Below are 16729 nucleotides of genomic sequence, written 5' to 3'. Positions count from 1 at the left end.
GGCCCGGCGTGCGACGGTCAGAGGTACTGGCCGGTGCTGTGCCCCTCGCCGCCCTGCGGCTGGCCCACGCCGGGCATGCCCGGCATGCCCGGCACCAGTCCGGCCGGGCCGCTGGGCAGCGCCTGCCGGCCGGAGCGCATCTGCTCCAGCTGCACCCGGGCGGCCATCTGCTGGGCCACCAGGGCCGCCTGGATGCCGTGGAACAGCCCCTCCAGCCAGCCGACGAGCTGGGCGTGGGCGATCCGCAGCTCGCCCTCGCTGGGCGCCTTGTCCTCGGCGAAGGGCAGCGAGATCCGCTCCAGCTCCTCGCGGAGCTCGGGGGCCAGGCCCTCCTTCAACTCGACGATCGAGCGCTCGTGGATCTCCCGCATCCGGTGCCGGCTCGCGTCGTCGAGGGGGGCGGACTTGACCTCCTCCAGCAACTGCTTGATCATGCTGCCGATCCGCATCACCTTGGCCGGCTGCTCCACCAGGCGCGTGGGGTCCTCCCCGGCGGCCCCGTCGGTCTGCACGGTGCCGACCGGCCGGCCGTCCGGGCCGACCACCACCACCGTGCCGGCGTCCCCGACGCCCTCGTGATCCGGCTCGTCGTTCTGTCCAGCGAAGTGCGCTTCGGTCATGCCTCCCATCTTCGCCCAGCCGACGGGCGGCCGGTTCGGCGGGACCGATCCCGGCCGTGGGTTTCCGCGCTACCGTCGCCGGCATGCCCGCCGACCCCCGTGCCGTGCTCGACCGCCCCGCCCCCGCCCCGGACGCCACCGTCGCCTACGGCAGGCATCCGGACCAGGTCGCCGACCTGCGCCGTCCTGCAGGGGACGGCCCGCCCCGGCCGCTGGTCGTGGTGGTGCACGGCGGCTTCTGGCGGGCGGAGTACGACCGGGCCCACACCGGCCCGCTGGCGGCGGCCCTGGCCGGGCTCGGTCACCCCGTGGCCCAGTTGGAGTATCGGCGGACCGGGCAGCCGGGGGGTGGCTGGCCGGGCACCCTGACCGACGTGCTGGCCGGGGTGGCGGCGCTGCCCGGGCTGGCCGGGCCGGTGCTGGGCGATCGGCTGCGCCCCGGTCCGCCGCTGCTGGTCGGCCACTCGGCCGGCGGCCACCTCGCGCTGTACGCCGCCGCGTCCGCCCCGGACACGGTGGCCGGGGTGCTGGCGCTGGCCCCGGTGGCCGACCTCGCCGAGGCGTACCGGCTGGACCTGGACTCGGGCGCGGTGGCGGCGCTGCTCGGCGGCGGCCCGGCGGAGCACCCCGAGCGGTACGCGGACGCGGACCCGGCGGCTCGGGTACCGCTGTCGACACCGACCGTAGTCGTGCACGGCGTCCTGGACCGGCAGGTGCCGGTGGCGCTGAGCCGGTCCTACGTCGCCGCCGCGCGGACGGCGGGAAGCCGGATCCGCTTGATCGAGCTTTCCGAATGCGAGCATTTCGGGATCATCGATCCGGAGTCGCCCGCCTGGCCGGAAGTGGCCCGTGCGCTGCGTTCCTTGCAGGTTGATCACTGATCATTGACGCAGCGTCGCGGAGGGGGTAGAACGCCGAGGGGGCGGTATCGGCCCTGCTCAGCTCCCGGAAGGAACTCGGTGTCCCAGATGAACCGTAGGCGGGCGCTCCAACTGTTGGCCGCTCTCGGTACCACCGGCCTCACCGCCGCCTGCGCCGCGGAGGACGAGGACGGCTCGGCCCCCACCGGCGCCCCTGTCAAGATCGGCCTCATCGCACCACAGTCCGGCGGCTACAAGGCCATCGGCGACGAGGTCCTCAACGGCTTCCAGCTCTACCTCACCCTGCACGACCAGCAACTCGGCGGCCATCCGGTGACCCTGTTGACCGCCGACGAGGGCGACAGCACCAAGACCGGCAAGGCGGCGGTGGACAACCTGCTCAAGCAGGGCGCGCTGGCGCTGACCGGGGTGGTCAACTCGGCGGTCATGGTCGGCATCCGGGACACTGTGGAGAAGGCCCGGGTCCCGCTGGTCGGCTCCAACGCCTCCCCCAAGAGCCTGCAGAGCGTCGTCTACATCTGGCGTACCTCGTACGTGCTGGACGAGCCGGGCCGGGCGCTCGGCCCGTACATGGCGCAGCGGCTTCCCGCCGGCAGCCGGATCTCCATCATCGCGCCCGACAACCTGGGCTCCCGGGACGTGATCCAGGGCCTCCAGGCCCAGTTCAGCTCGGCCGGGGCGGCGGACCCCAGGATCTCCGACCCGGTGATCTGGGCCGACCCCACCACCACCCCGGGGAGCACCACCTACGCCACCGACATCCGCAAAGCGCTGAGCCGGAAGCCGGACGCGATCTTCTGCCACTTCGCCGGGCCGGCCGCGGTGCAGTTCATCAGGCAGTTGCACCGGCAGCGGTACACCGGCCCGATCTACGCCACCGGCTTCCTGACCGAGGGCACGGTGCTCAGCGAGGTGCAGGAGGTGGAGGCGCGCAACATCGTGACCGCGCTGAACTACTCCGCCGACCTCAACAACACCGCGAACCGCACCTTCGCCTCGGCGTACCGCAAGACCCACGGCACGTCGCCCACCACCTACGCCATGGCGTCGTACGACGCGGCCCAGGTGCTGGACAAGGCTATCCGGCTGGCCGGGCCGGACCCGACCTCGCAGCAGGTCAACCTGGCGATGGGCAAGATCGGCCAGATCGACAGCCCGCGCGGGGCGTGGCAGTTCAACCAGCCGCGTACCCCGCAGCAGAAGTGGTACCTGCGCAAGGTCCAACGCGACGGCCGGCTGCTGTCCAACGTGCTGATCAGCGAGCTGGCCACGCTCGGCTGACCGGGCCGCGACGCCGACGCCCGGCAGCTGTCGAGCGGCAGCGGACGTGTGACGGGCCGGTCTCCCCCAGGTGAGACCGGCCCGTCACCCGTCGGTGCGGTGGTGCGGCCGTCGAGCGTCGCCGTGGTCAGTGGCGCAGTTCGGCGACGCAGCACTTGACGCTGCCGCCACCCTTCTTCAGCTCGGACAGCTCGACCGGCACCGGCGTGTATCCGGCGGCCTTGAGCCTGCCGGCGAGCCGGGTCGCGGCCCCGTTGAGCACGACGTTCGCGCCGTCGCTGACCAGGTTCAGCCCGAAGGCCAGGGCGTCAGCGTCGTCGGCGAGCACCGCGTCCGGGAAGAGCTGGGCGAGGACCTGCTGGCTGGCCGCCGAGAAGGCGCCCGGGTAGTAGGCGATGTTCCCGTCGTCGATCGAGGCCAGCGCCACGTCGAGGTGGTAGAAGCGCGGATCGACCAGAAGCAGCGACACCACCGGTCGACCGAGCGCCTCCTGCGCCTCGGCGTGCGCGGGCAACTCGGTGCGGAAGCCGTGGCCGGCGAGGATCAGGCCCCCGTGTGCCTCCGGCAGGTACACGAAGTCGCCCTCGCCCTCGTTGGTCTCGCCCGGTGCGATGAACCGCCACCCCTGGGCCTCGTAGAACGCCCGGTGCAGGGCGGCCTCGGCGGCCCGCTGCTCGTGCTTGTACCGGGCGCCGTACACCGTCCTGTCGACCATGAATGCGCCGTTGGCGGCGAACACCATGTCGGGCAGCCCGGGCTCGGGAGTGAGCAGGTGGACCTCGTGACCGAGGCCGACCAGGATCCCCCGCAGGCGGTCCCACTGCTTGACCGCCAGCTCCGCGTCGACAGGAGTGGTGACGTCCATCCACGGGTTGATCGCGTACTCGACGGCGAAGTGCTCGGGCGAGCACATGAGGTATGTCCGCTTTCGCGAGACTCGCTGCTGGTTCACGGTGACCAAGGGTAGGTACCGTACAACTTTGGTAACAGCCACAACCATTGCTTCCTGAAGGCGAAACGTTGCAGATAGACGCCGTAGACCAGCGAATCATTGCGCTACTCGTGGCAGACGCGCGCGCGTCGTATGCCGACATCGGCACCCGGGTGTCACTCTCCGCCCCCGCCGTCAAGCGCCGGGTCGACCGGATGCGCGCCACCGGGGTCATCCGGGGGTTCACGGCCGTCGTCGACCCGGCCGCCGTCGGGTGGACGACGGAGGCGTTCGTCGAGCTGTTCTGCGCCGGACGGACCACTCCCGCCCAGATCGGCGTGGCCGTCCGCCGGCACCCCGAGGTGGTCGGCGCGTACACCGTCTCCGGGGAGGCGGACGCGCTGGTGCACCTGCGCGCCGCGGACATCGCCCACCTGGAGGATGCCCTGGAACGGCTGCGCGCCGAGTCCTTCGTCACCTCGACCCGGAGCACCATCGTGCTGTCCCGCCTGGTCGAGTCCCCCGGCGTCGGGCCCTCCGCGTGAGCGGCCCGCGAGCCGGCGTCGGGCCGACCGCGACGGGACTGGGAACCGGAGCCGGACAGGCGGCGTCGAAGCGGGCATGACACGGGGACGCCTGACCGCCGCGGCCGGCACGCTGGCCGCGCTCGCCCTGCTGGCCGGGAGTGCCGCCGCCCTCCCACGCCACGAGCCGGAACCGCCACCGCCGAACCTGCTCCGGCTGGTCTCGTTCGACACCTGCGCCGAGGCGCTGACCCGGCTGCGCGCCGCAGCCTCCGCCTCGGTCGGACCGTGGGGCCTCCAGCCCAACTGGCGCACGGGCATGACGACGGACGCGCTCGCCGAGCCGGCGATGGAGCCCAAGACGGCGGACGGCGCGCGAGCGGCGACCGGTGCGGCGGCGGAACACTCCGGCACCAACAACCACGAGCCCGGCGCCGACGAGCCGGACCTGGTGAAGACCGACGGCCGGCGGATCGTCACGGTCACCGGCGGCGTGCTGCGGGTGGTGGACGCGGCGACCCGACGGGCCACCGGGCAGCTCGACCTGACCGGCGACGGCGGTCGTTCCGGGTGGTCCCCGGACAGCCTGCTGCTGCACGGGGACCGGGCGCTGGTCCTCGTGCGGTCGGCGACGGTCCGCCCGGCCGTCGAGCCGTCGGACGGCCGGCGTCCGGCCGGCGTGCCCACGGGGCCCCGGCTGCTCCTGGTGGACCTGGCCGGGCGGCCCGCGCTGACCGGGACGTACCGGATCGACGGGAGCCTGCTCGACGCGCGGCTCACCGGCCCGACGGCCCGAGTGGTGGTCCGCTCGCAGCCCCGGCTGGTCTTCCCCGAACTGGGCGAGGACGCCACCGACGCGCAGCGGCTGGCAGCGAACCGGGCGGTGATCGCCCGCACCGGCCTGGACGCCTGGCTGCCGACGTACGACCGGACCGAGGGTGGCCGCAGCGATGCCGGCCAGGTCGGCTGCGATCGGCTGAGCGCGACGGCCGACAGCACCGGCACCGCCGTGCTCACCGTGCTCAGCTTCGACCTGGCCACGGGCCGGCTCGGCGACGGGGACCCGGTCAGCGTGGCCGGCGACGCGGACACCGTCTACGGCACCGCCGGGAGCCTCTACCTCGCCGGCCAGCAACAGCGGCCAGGCCAACTCCGGCCGCCCGGTCGGCCCGGGTCCTCGGGCGACGCGACCACCGTGATCCACCAGTTCGACACCGGCGCCCCGGGCCGGCCCCGCTACCTGGCCAGCGGCGCGGTGCCGGGCACCCTGATCAACCAGTACGCCCTGTCGGAGTGGCAGGGTCACCTGCGGGTGGCCACCACCAGCAGCAACAGCGAGGGGCGCAGGGCCCGGCCGGCCACCGAGTCCGCCGTGTACGTGCTGACCCGCCGGGACGGTGCCCTGGCCCGCACCGGGACGGTCAGCGGGCTCGGCCGGGGCGAGCAGATCCACTCGGTGCGCTACCTCGGCCCGACCGGGTACGTGGTGACCTTCCGACGCACCGACCCGCTCTACTCGCTCGACCTGACCGACCCGGCGGCGCCCCGGGTCACCGGCGAGCTGAAGATCACCGGGTACTCGGCGTACCTGCACCCGGCCGGCGAGGGGCGGCTGATCGGGGTGGGTCAGGAGGCCGACGCCGATGGGCGGGCGCAGGGCCTCCAGGTCTCCCTGTTCGACGTGGCCGACCCGGCCCGGCCCACCCGGCTGGCCCAGTACCACCTGCCGAGGGCCGGCTCGACGGCGGAGTTCGACCCGCACGCCTTCCTCTACGACCCCCGGACCGGCCTGGTGGCGATCCCGGTCCACGACGGCTCGCTACTGCTGCTGAGGGCCACCGGTGGGACCGTCACGCGGGCCGGCACGATCGCCCACCCGGGCCGGGCCCCCGTTGCCCGGTCAGTGCTGGTCGGCGGCGTCCTCTGGACCGTCTCCGACGCCGGCCTGCGGGCCAGCGACCCGTCCGGCGGCACCACGCTGGCCTGGCTGCCGGCGACCTGAGCCGCCCGTTGCCGGCGGGTGGGGCCCGGCACCAGGGCCGCCCGGGTCCCACCCGCCCTTGACGTCAATCGTGGCGCAGCCGTAGCCGGCCCCTCCGTCAGAGGTACATGCCGGTGCGGTGCTCGTCCTGCTCCCGCCGGCCGGGCTTGTCGGCCTCGCCGAAGAAGCGCTTCCCGCCGAACTCGCCGTGCAGCCGGTCGTCCAACTCGTCGGCGAGGCCGGTCATCACCTGCACGGCGAGCATCAGGTGGGTGGCCTGGAAGTCGCGGCCGAAGACCGGGATGGACGCCCACACCGTGTCGTCGGCGCAGTAGAGCCGCCCGATCGGCATCCGGTTGGTCAGCTCGGAGAGCTTGACGTAGAGCCGCTCGGTCGGCTCGACCTCGGTAAGCACCGGCGAGAGGACGTCGACCAGGGGCGGGTTGTCGCGCACCCGGACGAAGACCATCGCCGATCCGGCCCGGATGTTGATGTCCCCGTCCGAGTCGACCTGCAACTGGTCCGAGCTGGACTTGAGCATGGTGGAGACGACGGTGCGCACCCGCTCAGCCAGGTCCAGCACGTCGCTCCCGGCGGCCTGGGCGCTCGCGGCGGCCAGCGCCTCGTCCAGGTCGGCCTCGATGTCCTGGTCCGGGCCGAACTCGCTGCGCGCGGTGCCCAGCGGCTCCACCGGCACGGGCTCGCCCTCGGCGTCGTGCACGACGTAGACCAGGAAGGCCGGATGCGGCGCGCCGTAGACGTCCCGCAGGGTGCGGGAGAGCAGCGCGGCCAGCCGGGTCGCCTCGGCGGTGTCGCCCTCCAGGCCGAAGTGCTCGCCGGAGCCGGCGACCACCCCGGGCGGGGACCAGCCGAGCGCGACCATGTCGGCGACGGCGGACCGGTCCAGCCGGTAGCCCTGCGGGAGGGTCGCGTTGCCGACGGCCCGCGCCGAGAGCCGGCCATCGGCGGTGAAGTCCAGGCTGATCGAGTAGACGGCGTTCCCGGTGCCGGAGGCAGTGGGGTCGAGGGTCAGCTCGACGTGTGTCCCGGCTGGCAGCTCGCGCAGCCGTTCGGCCAGGGCCCGGGCGAACTCGCGCCAGGCCTCGGTCACCTTCGCCCGCAGGTCAGCCGTGGTCGGCTCGTCGAGCAGGATCGACTCGTGCTGCTCGGGCGTGCCGCCCGGCGGTTCTCCGTCCGGTGCCGAGGGGTGGCCTACCGTCATGATCGCCTCCGTCCGTCACGGTCACCCTACCCAGGACGCCCCGGAGCCGAATCAGGCCGACCAGGATCGGACAGCGACCCGTGGCTCCCCTCCGGAGGCTGCGGCTGCGGGCTGTTCCCGTGCCGGAGACGGGTGGAAAACCAGGCGGGGTCAGGCGGGAGGCTGGTCGCCCAGCTCCACCGGCCAGGTGCCGGCGAGCGCGCTCAGCCGGCCGGCCGTCGCGGCCGGGTCGGCCCCGCGCCCCACGGCCAGGCCGAGCAGGTACGCGCCGACCGGCGCGCCCGGACGCAGCACCTGGTGGGCGACGTCCCTCGCCAGGTCGAGCACGACCGGCACCGGCACCTGGTCCGGGTCGAGGCCCAGCTCGGCGCAGGCCGCCGTGACCCAGTCGTCCATCACCGTCATCGCGTCCACTCCTCCGCCCGGCGTACGTCCTCGTCAGTGTCGCAGTCGAACCAGGGCGGCGGGCCCGTCCCCGACCAGGGCAGGTCGCACACGGTCAGGCCGGCGAGCAACGCCCGCACCGCCGCGCCGTCGAGCGTCCCGCCCCGGGCGGCGGCGAGCCGGTCGAGGGCGGCCCGCAGCGGCGCGACCCGCCACACCCCGCACAGCGGCTGCCGCCGCCCGTCGGGGTCCACGAGGCACGCGCCGTCCACCGTCGGGTCAGCGAGCTGGTCACGCAGCACCCGCACCGCGGCCCGGGTGAGCAGGGGCAGATCGGCGGCGAGCAGGGCGACGGTCGGCGTACCGGCGGGCAGCAGGGACATGCCGGCGGCCGTGGCGGCGACCGGGCCGCCTCCCGGCGGGCTCTCCCGGGTCAGCCGGACCCCCGGCGGCACCGGTCCGGCCGGGCCGACCAGGACCCGGACGTCGGCGTCGGCCACGGCGTCCAGCACCCGGTCGCGCATCGGCCGGCCGCCGACCGGCAGGGCGGGCTTGTCCACGCCCCCCATCCGGCGCGCCGATCCACCCGCCAACACGATCGCCGCCCAGCCCGCCACGCGGTCACCGTACCGCCTGCCCGCGCCGGGGACGCATGTCACGGAGTCGACGGGCAGGGCGGAGCGGACGGTCCGGACGGGTCTGTAAATCTTGTTAATTCCTTCATAGAGTGACGGCTCAGGGACACTCCGTCCGGAGCCTCGCGACGCCCCCTGGGCCGAGCCGGTCGGCAGCGCTTCCGGGCCGGGTCGCCCCGCTCCTCGACGTTGGACGGAGGACAGATGCACATGCCAGCAGACGACCGTCCGGAACTGCCCACCCTGGTCGGCCGGGACCGGGAACGCGAACTCCTGCACGAGGCGCTGGACCAGGCCCGGCGGGGCTGCGGCGGCACGATCTTCCTGGTCGGCGGCGACGGCATGGGCAAGTCCCGGCTGACCCTGGAGACGACCCACCGGGGGCGGCGGGCCGGGATGGGCGTGCTGCTCGGCCGGGCGGGCTCGGCCGTCCGCGCCGTGGCCCTGCGTCCCCTGACCGAGGCGTTGGCCCTGCTGTTCCGCACCGAGCCGATCCTGGAGCACGCCAGCCTGCGGCCCTACCGGTCCGCCCTCGGCGGCCTCATCCCGGAGTACCGGTCGGCGGAGACGGCGGAGACCATGCCGTCCCCCGTGCTGCTCGCCGAGGCGGTGCTGCGGCTGCTCTCGGTAACCGGCGCCGGCCGGGGCTGCCTGCTCGCGCTGGAGGACCTGCACGACACCGACCCGGCGACGCTGGCGGTGGTCGAGTACCTGGCCGACAACCTCGCCGACCAGGGCACCCTGCTGTTGGCCACCCTCCGGCCCGAGCCGGGGCCGGCGTGGGACCTGGCACAGGCGCTCAGCCGGCGGTGCAGCGGCACCGTCCTGCGTCTGGAGCCGCTGGGCCGCCGGGCCGTGCACCTGCTCGCGGCGTCCCGGCTGGGCCTGGCCCCGGAGCGGATACCGGAGCCGGTCCTGGACCGGCTCTGCCGCGACAGCGCCGGCAACCCCTTCCTGGCCACGGAACTGCTACGCGCCATGTGGGACAGCGGCAGCCTGGTGGTGGAGTCCGGCGGGTGCCTGTTGGTCGACGAGGTGCACACCGAGGTGCCGCCGACCGTGCGGCACAGCGTCATCGACCAGGCCGACCGGCTCGGTCCCGCCGGCCGGCACCTGCTCACCGCCGCGGCCGTGATCGGCGAGCGGTTCCCGATCTCCGTGCTCGGCCGGGCCCTGCGGATCAAACAGGACGACCTGCTCGGACACCTGCGCGCCGCGGTCACCGCCGGCCTGCTCGCCGCCGAGGGCGACGACCACGACTGGTACGCCTTTCGCACCATGACGACCGCCGTCGCGTTGCTCGGCCAGCTCACCCCCACCGACCAGGCCGCACTCGCCCTTCAGTCGGTCGACGCGGTGAACGAGCTGTACCCGGGCCTGCCCGGGGAGTGGTGCCGGTTCACCGCCCGGCTCACCCAGCTCGCGGGCGACGTGCGGGGCGCCGCACGGCTGCTCGCCCTGGCCGGGCGCCGGGACCTCAACGCCGGGCGGCTCCGGTCGGCGACGGAGACCCTCGACCGGGCGTGGCGGCTGTCGCAGGCGTCGGCCGACCACCCGCTCCGCGCCGACGTGCTGCACGAGCTGCTCTGCGCGCTGGTGGAGAGCGGCGAGGCCCGGCGCGGGTTACGGCTGCTCGACAACCTCGACGACCTCTGTCATCCGGCCGTCCCGCCCGAGCGGCTGGCGGCGGTGCACGTCCTGTTCGCCCGGCTCGCCCTCCTCGCCGGTCGGCGCGCCGACGCCGCCACGCAGCTCGACGCCGCCCGTACGGTGCTCGGCCCCGGCGCCCGCGACCGGCAGACCGCGGCGGTCGACGCCGTCGCCGCCGCCCACCTCGGCCCGGAGGCGCCGGAGCGGGCCGCCCGACTCGCCGCGCACGCGGTGCGGAAGGCCGAGCTGGCCGGGCTGCCGGGCGTCGCCTGCCTCGGCTGGCAGGCGCGCGGGATGCTGGCCCGGCGGCAGGGCGCGGACGAGGCCCAGTGCGGCTTCGCCCAGATGCGCCGGCTCGCCGAGCGACACCACCTGCCGCTGTGGCGCAACCGGGCCGCGGTGCTGCTCGCCGAGCAGCGTTGGCTGCTCACCGGGGACACCGACGGGCTGCTGAGTGCCGCCGAGCGGGCCCGGCGGACGGGCGCGTCGGCCGTGCGGCACACGGTCGACGTCCTGCTCGCCTGGGACCACGCGCTGCGGGCCGAGTACGCCGAGGCCGAGCGGCTCGTCGAGGAGTGCGCGGCCGAGGCGCACCGGCTCGGGCTGGGCGACAGCGCGCCGCTGCTGGCGCTGGTCCGCGCGGTGTGCGCCGGACACCGGGGGCGGCGGCACCAACTGGACGCGGTGCTGGCCGGCCTCTCGGACGACGACCCGGGCCCACCGGTCGCCGCGCTCGCCCACGGCATGGCCGGCGCGGTGTGCGCCCTGCTGGAGGAGGACCCGGGACGGGCCCGCCGCGAGCTGGACCGGGCGGTGGCATGCGACGCCGAGCGACCCGCGCCCTACCCGCTCACCGGCCCCCAGGGGCTGGGCGTGCTGTTGGCGGTGTTGGACGGCGACGCCGACTGGCGACGGTGCTGCGAGGTCGGGGCGACGCCGGCCGGGCGGCTGCACTGGAACCGGCAGTTCGTGCTGTTGGCAAAGGCGGTGCTGCTCGGCCGGCAGGGCGAGCGGGAGGCGGCCGGCGCGACGGTGACGGCGGTGCGGCGGGCCCAGGCACACCCGGTGGTGGTCCACCTCGGCCTGCGCCTCGTCGCGCCGGCGGCCGACGCGGACCGGTGGGGGGACCCGGTCGACTGGCTGCGCGCCGCCGAGGAGCACTTCTGCCGGACGGGGCTGCCGGCCCCGGCCCGTGCCTGCCGGGCCCACCTGCGCCGCCTCGGCGTGGTGGTGCCGTACCGCCGCACCACGAGCCGGGTGCCGCAGCCGCTGCGGATGATCGGGGTCACCGAGCGGGAGTACGAGGTGCTCCAGCTCATGGCGGACTGGTCCGACAACCGCAGCATCGCCAGCGAGCTGTTCATCTCGCCGCGCACGGTGGAGAAGCACGTGGCGAGCCTGATCGCCAAGACCGAACAGGCGAACCGGGCGGCGCTCAGCCGCTACGCCGCCCGGGTCCGGGACGAGGTCACGCCGGACTGACCGTCCGGTAGTGGCCGCCGAAGAACACGGCCGGGTCCGCGTCGTCCCCGGCCTGGAACCGGTACGGGGAGCCGAGCACCAGCGTGTGGTCGGCGACGCCGATGAGCTGGGTCACCGTGCACACCGCCACCGCCATCGCCCCGTCGAGCAGGGGCAGCCCGTCGACCGTACGGTGCGCCACGCCCGCGAAACGGTCCCCGGCGGCGGTCGCGAACCGGTCGGCCAGTTCCCGCTGACGGCGGTCCAGCAGGTTCACCGCGAAGCCGCCCTCGGCCGTGATCGCGGCCAGCGTACGGCTCGTTCGGGCCAGCGAGACGAGCAGCAGCGGCGGGCGCAGGGACACCGAGGTGAACGCGTTCACCGTGCAGCCGACCGGCCGCCCGGCCAGCCGGCTGGTCACCACCGCCACCCCGGTGGCCCAGTTGCGCATGAACTCCCGCAGCTCGGGGCCGCTGACCGGGGCCGGCCGGGCCGGCTCGGGGCTGCCAGCCGGGACGGAGCGGGCCGTCCCAGAGCCGCCGGACGCGGCGTTCCGGGCCGGCTCGGCCCCTGGGGACGGCGGCGCGTCCGGGGTGGGGTCCGCCGGTGGAACCCGGACGGCCCCCACCCCGGCGCGCCGGGAGGCCGTGGTGGTCACCGCGCGCCGGCCAGGTTCGACTGCCCGGCGGCGCCGGCCGCCCGGTCGGCCCGGGAGGCGTCGACGTCGCCGAGTTCGGCATGGCAGCGGGCGCGCCGGCTGAGCAGTTCCTCCCGGTCCGCACCGGGCAGGTCAAGCGCCCGGCTGTAGTCCGCGACCGCCTCGGCCCACCGGCCCGCCGCCTCGTGGACGAACCCGCGGTTGTACAGCAGGTCCGGGTTGTCCGCGTCCACCGCGAGGGCTGCCGTCAGGTCGGCCGTGGCCCGCTCGTGGTCACCGCCGTCGAAGGCCAGGGCGGCCCGGCTGGCCAGCGCGGCCACCAGCGCCGGGTCGGCCGCCAACGCGTCGTCGAAGTACCGCCGGGCGTCCGCCTCCGCCCCGTCCGTCACCGCCAGCACGCCGCGCAGGTGCAGCAGTCGGGCCTCGCCGGGGTTACTGAGCAGCCCCTCCTCGACGTGCGGGCGGGCGGCGTCGACCGATCCCTCGTCGAGCAGCAGGCTGATCAGGTTCACCCGGGCGTCGAGCTGGTCGGGTTCCAGCTCGACGACGTAGCCGAAGTCGGCGATCGCCCCCGCCAGGTCGCCCAGCTCGGCCTTGAGGTCGGCCCGGTTGTAGTACAGCTCGAAGAAGGGCGGCGACAGGCTGATCGCCGTGTCGCAGTCCGCGACCGCTCCGGTGAGGTCGCCCAGTCGCCGCCGCACATCGGCCCGGTCGAAGTAGTAGTCGGCGTAGTTCGGGTCCAGCTCGATCACGTTGGTCAGGTCCGTCAGCGCCTCGTCCAGCCGGCCCAGGGCGAGGTACGCCTTGCCCCGGTTGTGCACCAGCACCGAGCGGTGCAGCCGGTGCTTGTCGCCGGGCAGCTCCCGGTCGAGCCGGTTGAGCCCCTCGTCGACCAGGCGCAGCGCCGCCGGCAGCCGGCCCAGCCGCATCTCGATCAGCGCCAGCCCGTTGTTCTGGAACACGGAGTGGAAGGCGCGTTTCTGCGGGTCGGGAAGCAGCGAGGCGATCGCGATGGAGTTGTTGATGTAGCCCCGGGCCAGGTGGTGGTCCCTGCGCTCCTCGGGGTGGAAACGGGTGTAGAGCATGGCCAGCGCGTACCCGGTGGACATCTGCAGCTCCGGCTCCGCGTACCGACTGCGCAGGTCGAGGTAGGTCGGCTCCGCCTCGACGGTGCGACCGAGCACCACCATCGCCGAACTCGCCCGCGTGCTGAGCAGCCAGAACCGCTCCATCTGCGTGTCGGGGTCGACGATCGCCCGGCCACGGGTTCCGTAGTCGATCACCGCGTGGTAGTAGCCCAGCGCACCGCAGTGCCGCGCCGCCTCGTACAGCGCCTCCGCGCCGGCCCCGGCGGGGTCGCTGCCGCGCTCCAGGTGCCAGGGGATCGCGCCGAGCTCCAGGCTCCAGTCGCCCCGCCCGCGCAGCAGCGCGGCGCGGGCGTCGTGCAGCGCCACCCGCGCCTGCGGGTCGGCCTGCCGGTACGCGGCCAGTTCGGCCGGGTCCGCGGAGGTGCCGTCCGCGTCGACGTACGCCCGGAGCAGCTCCTCCGGGCCACGTTCGGGCCGGCCGGCGACCCGGGTCAGCTCCGGCAGCCGCCCCGCGTACCGGTCGAGGGCGGCGGTCAGCTCGGGCTCCAGCTCCCCGCCGCCGGTGCCGATCAGCACCCGCACCACGTCCGGCCGCACCCGGCGCAGGAAGATGGAGAGGAACTCCTGGTCGGTGGGGTCCGCCTGGTCCACCCGGTCGAACGCGAGCCGCAGCGGGTGGCGGCCGGAGCGGGCGGCGTACCCGGCGAGGAACTCCGTCGCGCCGTGCGCCAGGCGACGGGTGCGGTTGGCGGGGTAGATCCGGGTCCGCTCCTCGGGCACCGCCAGGGAGGTGAGCGTCTCGGGTGCCGCGTCGATCGCCCCGCGCAGCTCCGGGGCGGCGGACAGGATCTCGGTCAGGTGCCGCTGGACGAGGTCCGGCCAGCGTCCGTACGCCTCGGGTACGACCAGCCGCAGCAGGCTGCCCAGGCCGGTGTAGGGACCGCGCAGCCCCCGGTGACAGTCGACCGCGATATCGACCTGCTCGCCGTCGACCGGCGCCGGCCCGATCCGCCATTGGTGTGCAGTCATGCCGTTGCTCCTCCGTTGGGATGGACCTTGCGTCGCGGTGGGTGTCGGGGCGGCCGGGCGGGGTGGCCGGGTGGGGGTGGCCGGGCGGGGCGCCGTCAGCCCGCCCTCGCCGGGTCCGGTGCGGGGGCGGCCCGCCGCCGGGTACGGCCGGCGAGCAGCGGCAGCAGCACGATCTCGAAGGCGACCAGCAGCAGCGACCCGATCGAGTCCCAGAAGCCGGGGCCGGTGGGGGAGCCGTTCATCAGGGCGGAGACGACCCGGGAGGCGAACTCCAGCACCAGCGGCGCGGTCCACAGCGTGACGGTCACCAGCAGCGCCACGACCCCGCCGCAGGTGATCAGCGCGAACCAGGGCGCGAGCTGCCGGTCGCGCGGCGACCAGTCGTCCTGGGGCTCCTCGGACGGATGCACCCCGGGCAGCCAGGCGAACCGGTCGCGTAGCCACGCCCGGCTCACCTCGTGCAGGTTGGTGCAGCCCAGCGCCGTGGTCGCCACGTAGTACAGGTCGGTACGCAGGAAGACGTAGAACTGCCAGGACATCCGCAGCAGGACGGTGTACGCCACCGCCAGCGCCAGCCGTCCCGGCCAGGACAGGCCGTCGGACAGGCCGGCCCAGGCGACGAGCACCAGCGCGCCGAAAAGCACCGCGTCGGCCAGCAGCCCGGCCAGCATCGGCAGGTAGCGCTGCCGTGCCGGCACGGTGAGCAGGGCGTCCAGCTCGGTCTCCACCACCGCGTAGTAGAGCCGGCGGCCGACCCGCATCCGGGTGGGCAGGCCGAGCCTGCGGGCGGCGAGCAGGTGGTACCACTCGTGCCACAGGATGCCCGGTGACTGGCACAGGGCCAGACCGAGCTGCACGGCGAGCAGTGACGGGACGAAGAAGACGTTCTGGGCGTGCGGCCGCAGCTCCGGCCGGTTCACCATGGCCACGGCGGCGGCGATCACGATCAGCGCGTACGCCGCCCAGGCCAGCGGGGAGAAGGCGGCACGGCCGAGCCGCCGGAAGCGGACCTCGGGCGCCCGGGCCGGTGGTTCCCCGTCAGCCCGGATGAAACCGAGTTCGCGCAGCGTGTCGACGAAGTCGGCCATGTCCACGGGCTCCCCGAAGGTGCTCCGGTACCACTGCTCCGCCTCGCCGACCGGCATCCCGTCGGCGAGGCGGCGCAGCAGCGCGACCCCGTCCTCGGGCAGCACGGCGAAGGACGCGGCGTCGATCCGACCGACAGTGACGCCGTCCCGCTCCGGCACGTACGTGAGCGGATGGAACTCCAGGCGGGTGGTTGGCATGGTTCCTCCAGGGCGTAAGCCCGGCGAAGGCCGTCCCGGCGCGCCGACGCGCCGGGACGGCCGACCGGTCAGCAGCAGTCCGTGCAGTACAGCGGCGCCGACGTGGTGAGCTTGATGGAGCCCGTCTTGCGGATCGTGATCTTCTTCATGCCGTTCACCTCCTCGGCCGGCGGGTCGTGGGGGCGGCCGGCTGAGGACGAACCTGCCAGCCGGACGCCCCGGGCGGCATGGGGAGCGGCCCCCAAACTCCCGCGCCGATCCGGCGGCGAAGATGGGGCCGTTCCCCCATGTCCACGGCGTTCCCGCGCCGGGACGCTGTCCGCATGCGAGACGACGCGCTTTCGGTCATCATCTGCGGCTCCAGCGCCGCGATGGCTGCCTCCGGTTACCTGTCCTGGCTGCGCCAGGAGATCGACCTGCCGCTGCGGGTGCTGCTCACCGCCAACGCCGAGCGGTTCGTGCAGCCCCAGGTGGCCGCCTGGTACGCGGACGAGGTGTTCGCCAGCGGCGACCCCGCGCTGAACCCCACCGAGTTCGCCAAGCGCTCGCTCGGCATCGTCGTGTTGCCGGCGACCGCCGGCACGATCGCCGCGGCGGCACTCGGCCTGGCCGGCACCCCCGCGCAGACCGCCCTGCTGGCCAGCGACCGGCCGGCGATCTTCTTCCCGAGCATGAACAAGTCGATGTGGGCGAAGCGGACCACCCAACGTCACGTGGAGACGCTGCGCGACGAGGGCCACGCCGTCGTCGAGCCGCAGGAGCGGGTGATCTTCGAGCTGTGGCAGCGCGAGAACGTCGTCGGCATCGCCATGCCCCCGCCCGACGCGGTCGCCGAACTCGTGGCGAGCTGGCTGGAGAGCAGCCTGTCCGGCGAGGCCGAGGAGCCCGCCGGCCCGGCCGCCGCCTCCTGAACCGACTGTCCGCTGTCGGCTGTCCGCTGTCGGCTGTCCGCTGTCGGCGCGCATCGCTCGGCGGCCCCGGCTCTCGGCGCCCCCGGCTCTCGGCGCTCCCACCGGCCTACCGCGCTCGGCTCACGACACTCGCCTGGCCGCTATCCCGGCCGGACGCTTCGCCCCGGCCGGGCCGTTCGGGCAGGAT

General features: G+C 74.7%; 14 protein-coding genes. 6 read left to right on the top strand and 8 right to left on the bottom strand.

Features of this window, described 5'->3' with window-relative positions; genetic code table 11:
* Positions 1-17: 17 nt before the first annotated feature.
* Positions 18-629, bottom strand: a complete 612-nt coding sequence (locus ACFYZF_RS19335; protein ID WP_387022498.1) for a bacterial proteasome activator family protein — start codon at positions 627-629, stop codon at positions 18-20.
* Between the two features lie 74 nt (positions 630-703).
* Between ACFYZF_RS19335 and ACFYZF_RS19330 the strand changes: the two genes are divergently transcribed.
* Together ACFYZF_RS19330 and ACFYZF_RS19325 are read left to right on the top strand one after the other, a co-directional pair.
* On the top strand, positions 704-1501 hold the full coding sequence (locus ACFYZF_RS19330; RefSeq protein WP_387022496.1) for an alpha/beta hydrolase family protein: 798 nt from the start codon (positions 704-706) through the stop codon (positions 1499-1501).
* 78 nt (positions 1502-1579) lie between these two features.
* On the top strand, positions 1580-2782 hold the full coding sequence (locus tag ACFYZF_RS19325; RefSeq protein ID WP_387022493.1) for an ABC transporter substrate-binding protein: 1203 nt from the start codon (positions 1580-1582) through the stop codon (positions 2780-2782).
* A 127-nt stretch (positions 2783-2909) separates the two neighbouring features.
* Here ACFYZF_RS19325 and ddaH read toward each other — a convergent pair whose 3' ends face one another.
* Complete coding sequence (ddaH, locus tag ACFYZF_RS19320; protein WP_387022490.1) at positions 2910-3743, bottom strand: dimethylargininase; 834 nt, start codon at positions 3741-3743, stop codon at positions 2910-2912.
* Between the two features lie 59 nt (positions 3744-3802).
* On the opposite strand from ddaH, the gene ACFYZF_RS19315 reads away from it, so the two are divergent.
* Positions 3803-4258, top strand: a complete 456-nt coding sequence (locus ACFYZF_RS19315; protein ID WP_387022487.1) for an Lrp/AsnC family transcriptional regulator — start codon at positions 3803-3805, stop codon at positions 4256-4258.
* Between the two features lie 76 nt (positions 4259-4334).
* On the top strand, positions 4335-6239 hold the full coding sequence (locus ACFYZF_RS19310; RefSeq protein ID WP_387022484.1) for a beta-propeller domain-containing protein: 1905 nt from the start codon (positions 4335-4337) through the stop codon (positions 6237-6239).
* Positions 6240-6336: 97 nt separating this feature from the next.
* Here the strand turns inward: ACFYZF_RS19310 and ACFYZF_RS19305 are convergent, their stop codons facing one another.
* From ACFYZF_RS19305 to ACFYZF_RS19295, 3 genes are all read right to left on the bottom strand, one after another.
* Positions 6337-7440, bottom strand: coding sequence for a hypothetical protein (locus ACFYZF_RS19305; RefSeq protein ID WP_387022481.1), 1104 nt, complete (start codon positions 7438-7440; stop codon positions 6337-6339).
* Positions 7441-7590: 150 nt separating this feature from the next.
* Complete coding sequence (locus tag ACFYZF_RS19300; RefSeq protein ID WP_350880136.1) at positions 7591-7845, bottom strand: DUF6457 domain-containing protein; 255 nt, start codon at positions 7843-7845, stop codon at positions 7591-7593.
* The gene (locus tag ACFYZF_RS19295; RefSeq protein ID WP_387022477.1) at positions 7842-8441 is read right to left on the bottom strand and encodes a molybdenum cofactor guanylyltransferase; all 600 of its coding nucleotides are present in this window, start codon (positions 8439-8441) and stop codon (positions 7842-7844) included. The genes ACFYZF_RS19300 and ACFYZF_RS19295 overlap by 4 nt, the downstream gene beginning before the upstream one ends.
* 228 nt (positions 8442-8669) lie before the next feature.
* Here ACFYZF_RS19295 and ACFYZF_RS19290 point away from each other — a divergent pair, with 228 nt between their 5' ends.
* A complete protein-coding gene (locus ACFYZF_RS19290; RefSeq protein ID WP_387022474.1) occupies positions 8670-11591 on the top strand; it encodes an AAA family ATPase in 2922 nt (973 codons plus the stop codon).
* On the opposite strand, the gene ACFYZF_RS19285 is transcribed toward ACFYZF_RS19290, so the two are convergent.
* From ACFYZF_RS19285 to ACFYZF_RS19275, 3 genes are all read right to left on the bottom strand, one after another.
* Complete coding sequence (locus ACFYZF_RS19285) at positions 11578-12228, bottom strand: flavin reductase family protein (protein WP_387022471.1); 651 nt, start codon at positions 12226-12228, stop codon at positions 11578-11580. The genes ACFYZF_RS19290 and ACFYZF_RS19285 overlap by 14 nt on opposite strands.
* Positions 12225-14345, bottom strand: coding sequence for a tetratricopeptide repeat protein (locus ACFYZF_RS19280; protein WP_387022468.1), 2121 nt, complete (start codon positions 14343-14345; stop codon positions 12225-12227). Before ACFYZF_RS19280 ends, ACFYZF_RS19285 begins: the two co-directional genes overlap by 4 nt.
* A 95-nt stretch (positions 14346-14440) precedes the next feature.
* A complete protein-coding gene (locus ACFYZF_RS19275; protein WP_387022465.1) occupies positions 14441-15631 on the bottom strand; it encodes a hypothetical protein in 1191 nt (396 codons plus the stop codon).
* A 323-nt stretch (positions 15632-15954) separates the two neighbouring features.
* Between ACFYZF_RS19275 and ACFYZF_RS19270 the strand changes: the two genes are divergently transcribed.
* Positions 15955-16542: a flavoprotein gene (locus ACFYZF_RS19270; protein ID WP_387022463.1), complete on the top strand. Its 588-nt coding sequence runs from the start codon at positions 15955-15957 to the stop codon at positions 16540-16542.
* Positions 16543-16729: the final 187 nt, after the last annotated feature.

It is taken from the genome of Micromonospora sp. NPDC001898 (assembly GCF_042891255.1).
GTDB lineage: Bacteria > Actinomycetota > Actinomycetes > Mycobacteriales > Micromonosporaceae > Micromonospora.
This window is presented reverse-complemented; position numbering and strand designations above follow the sequence as displayed.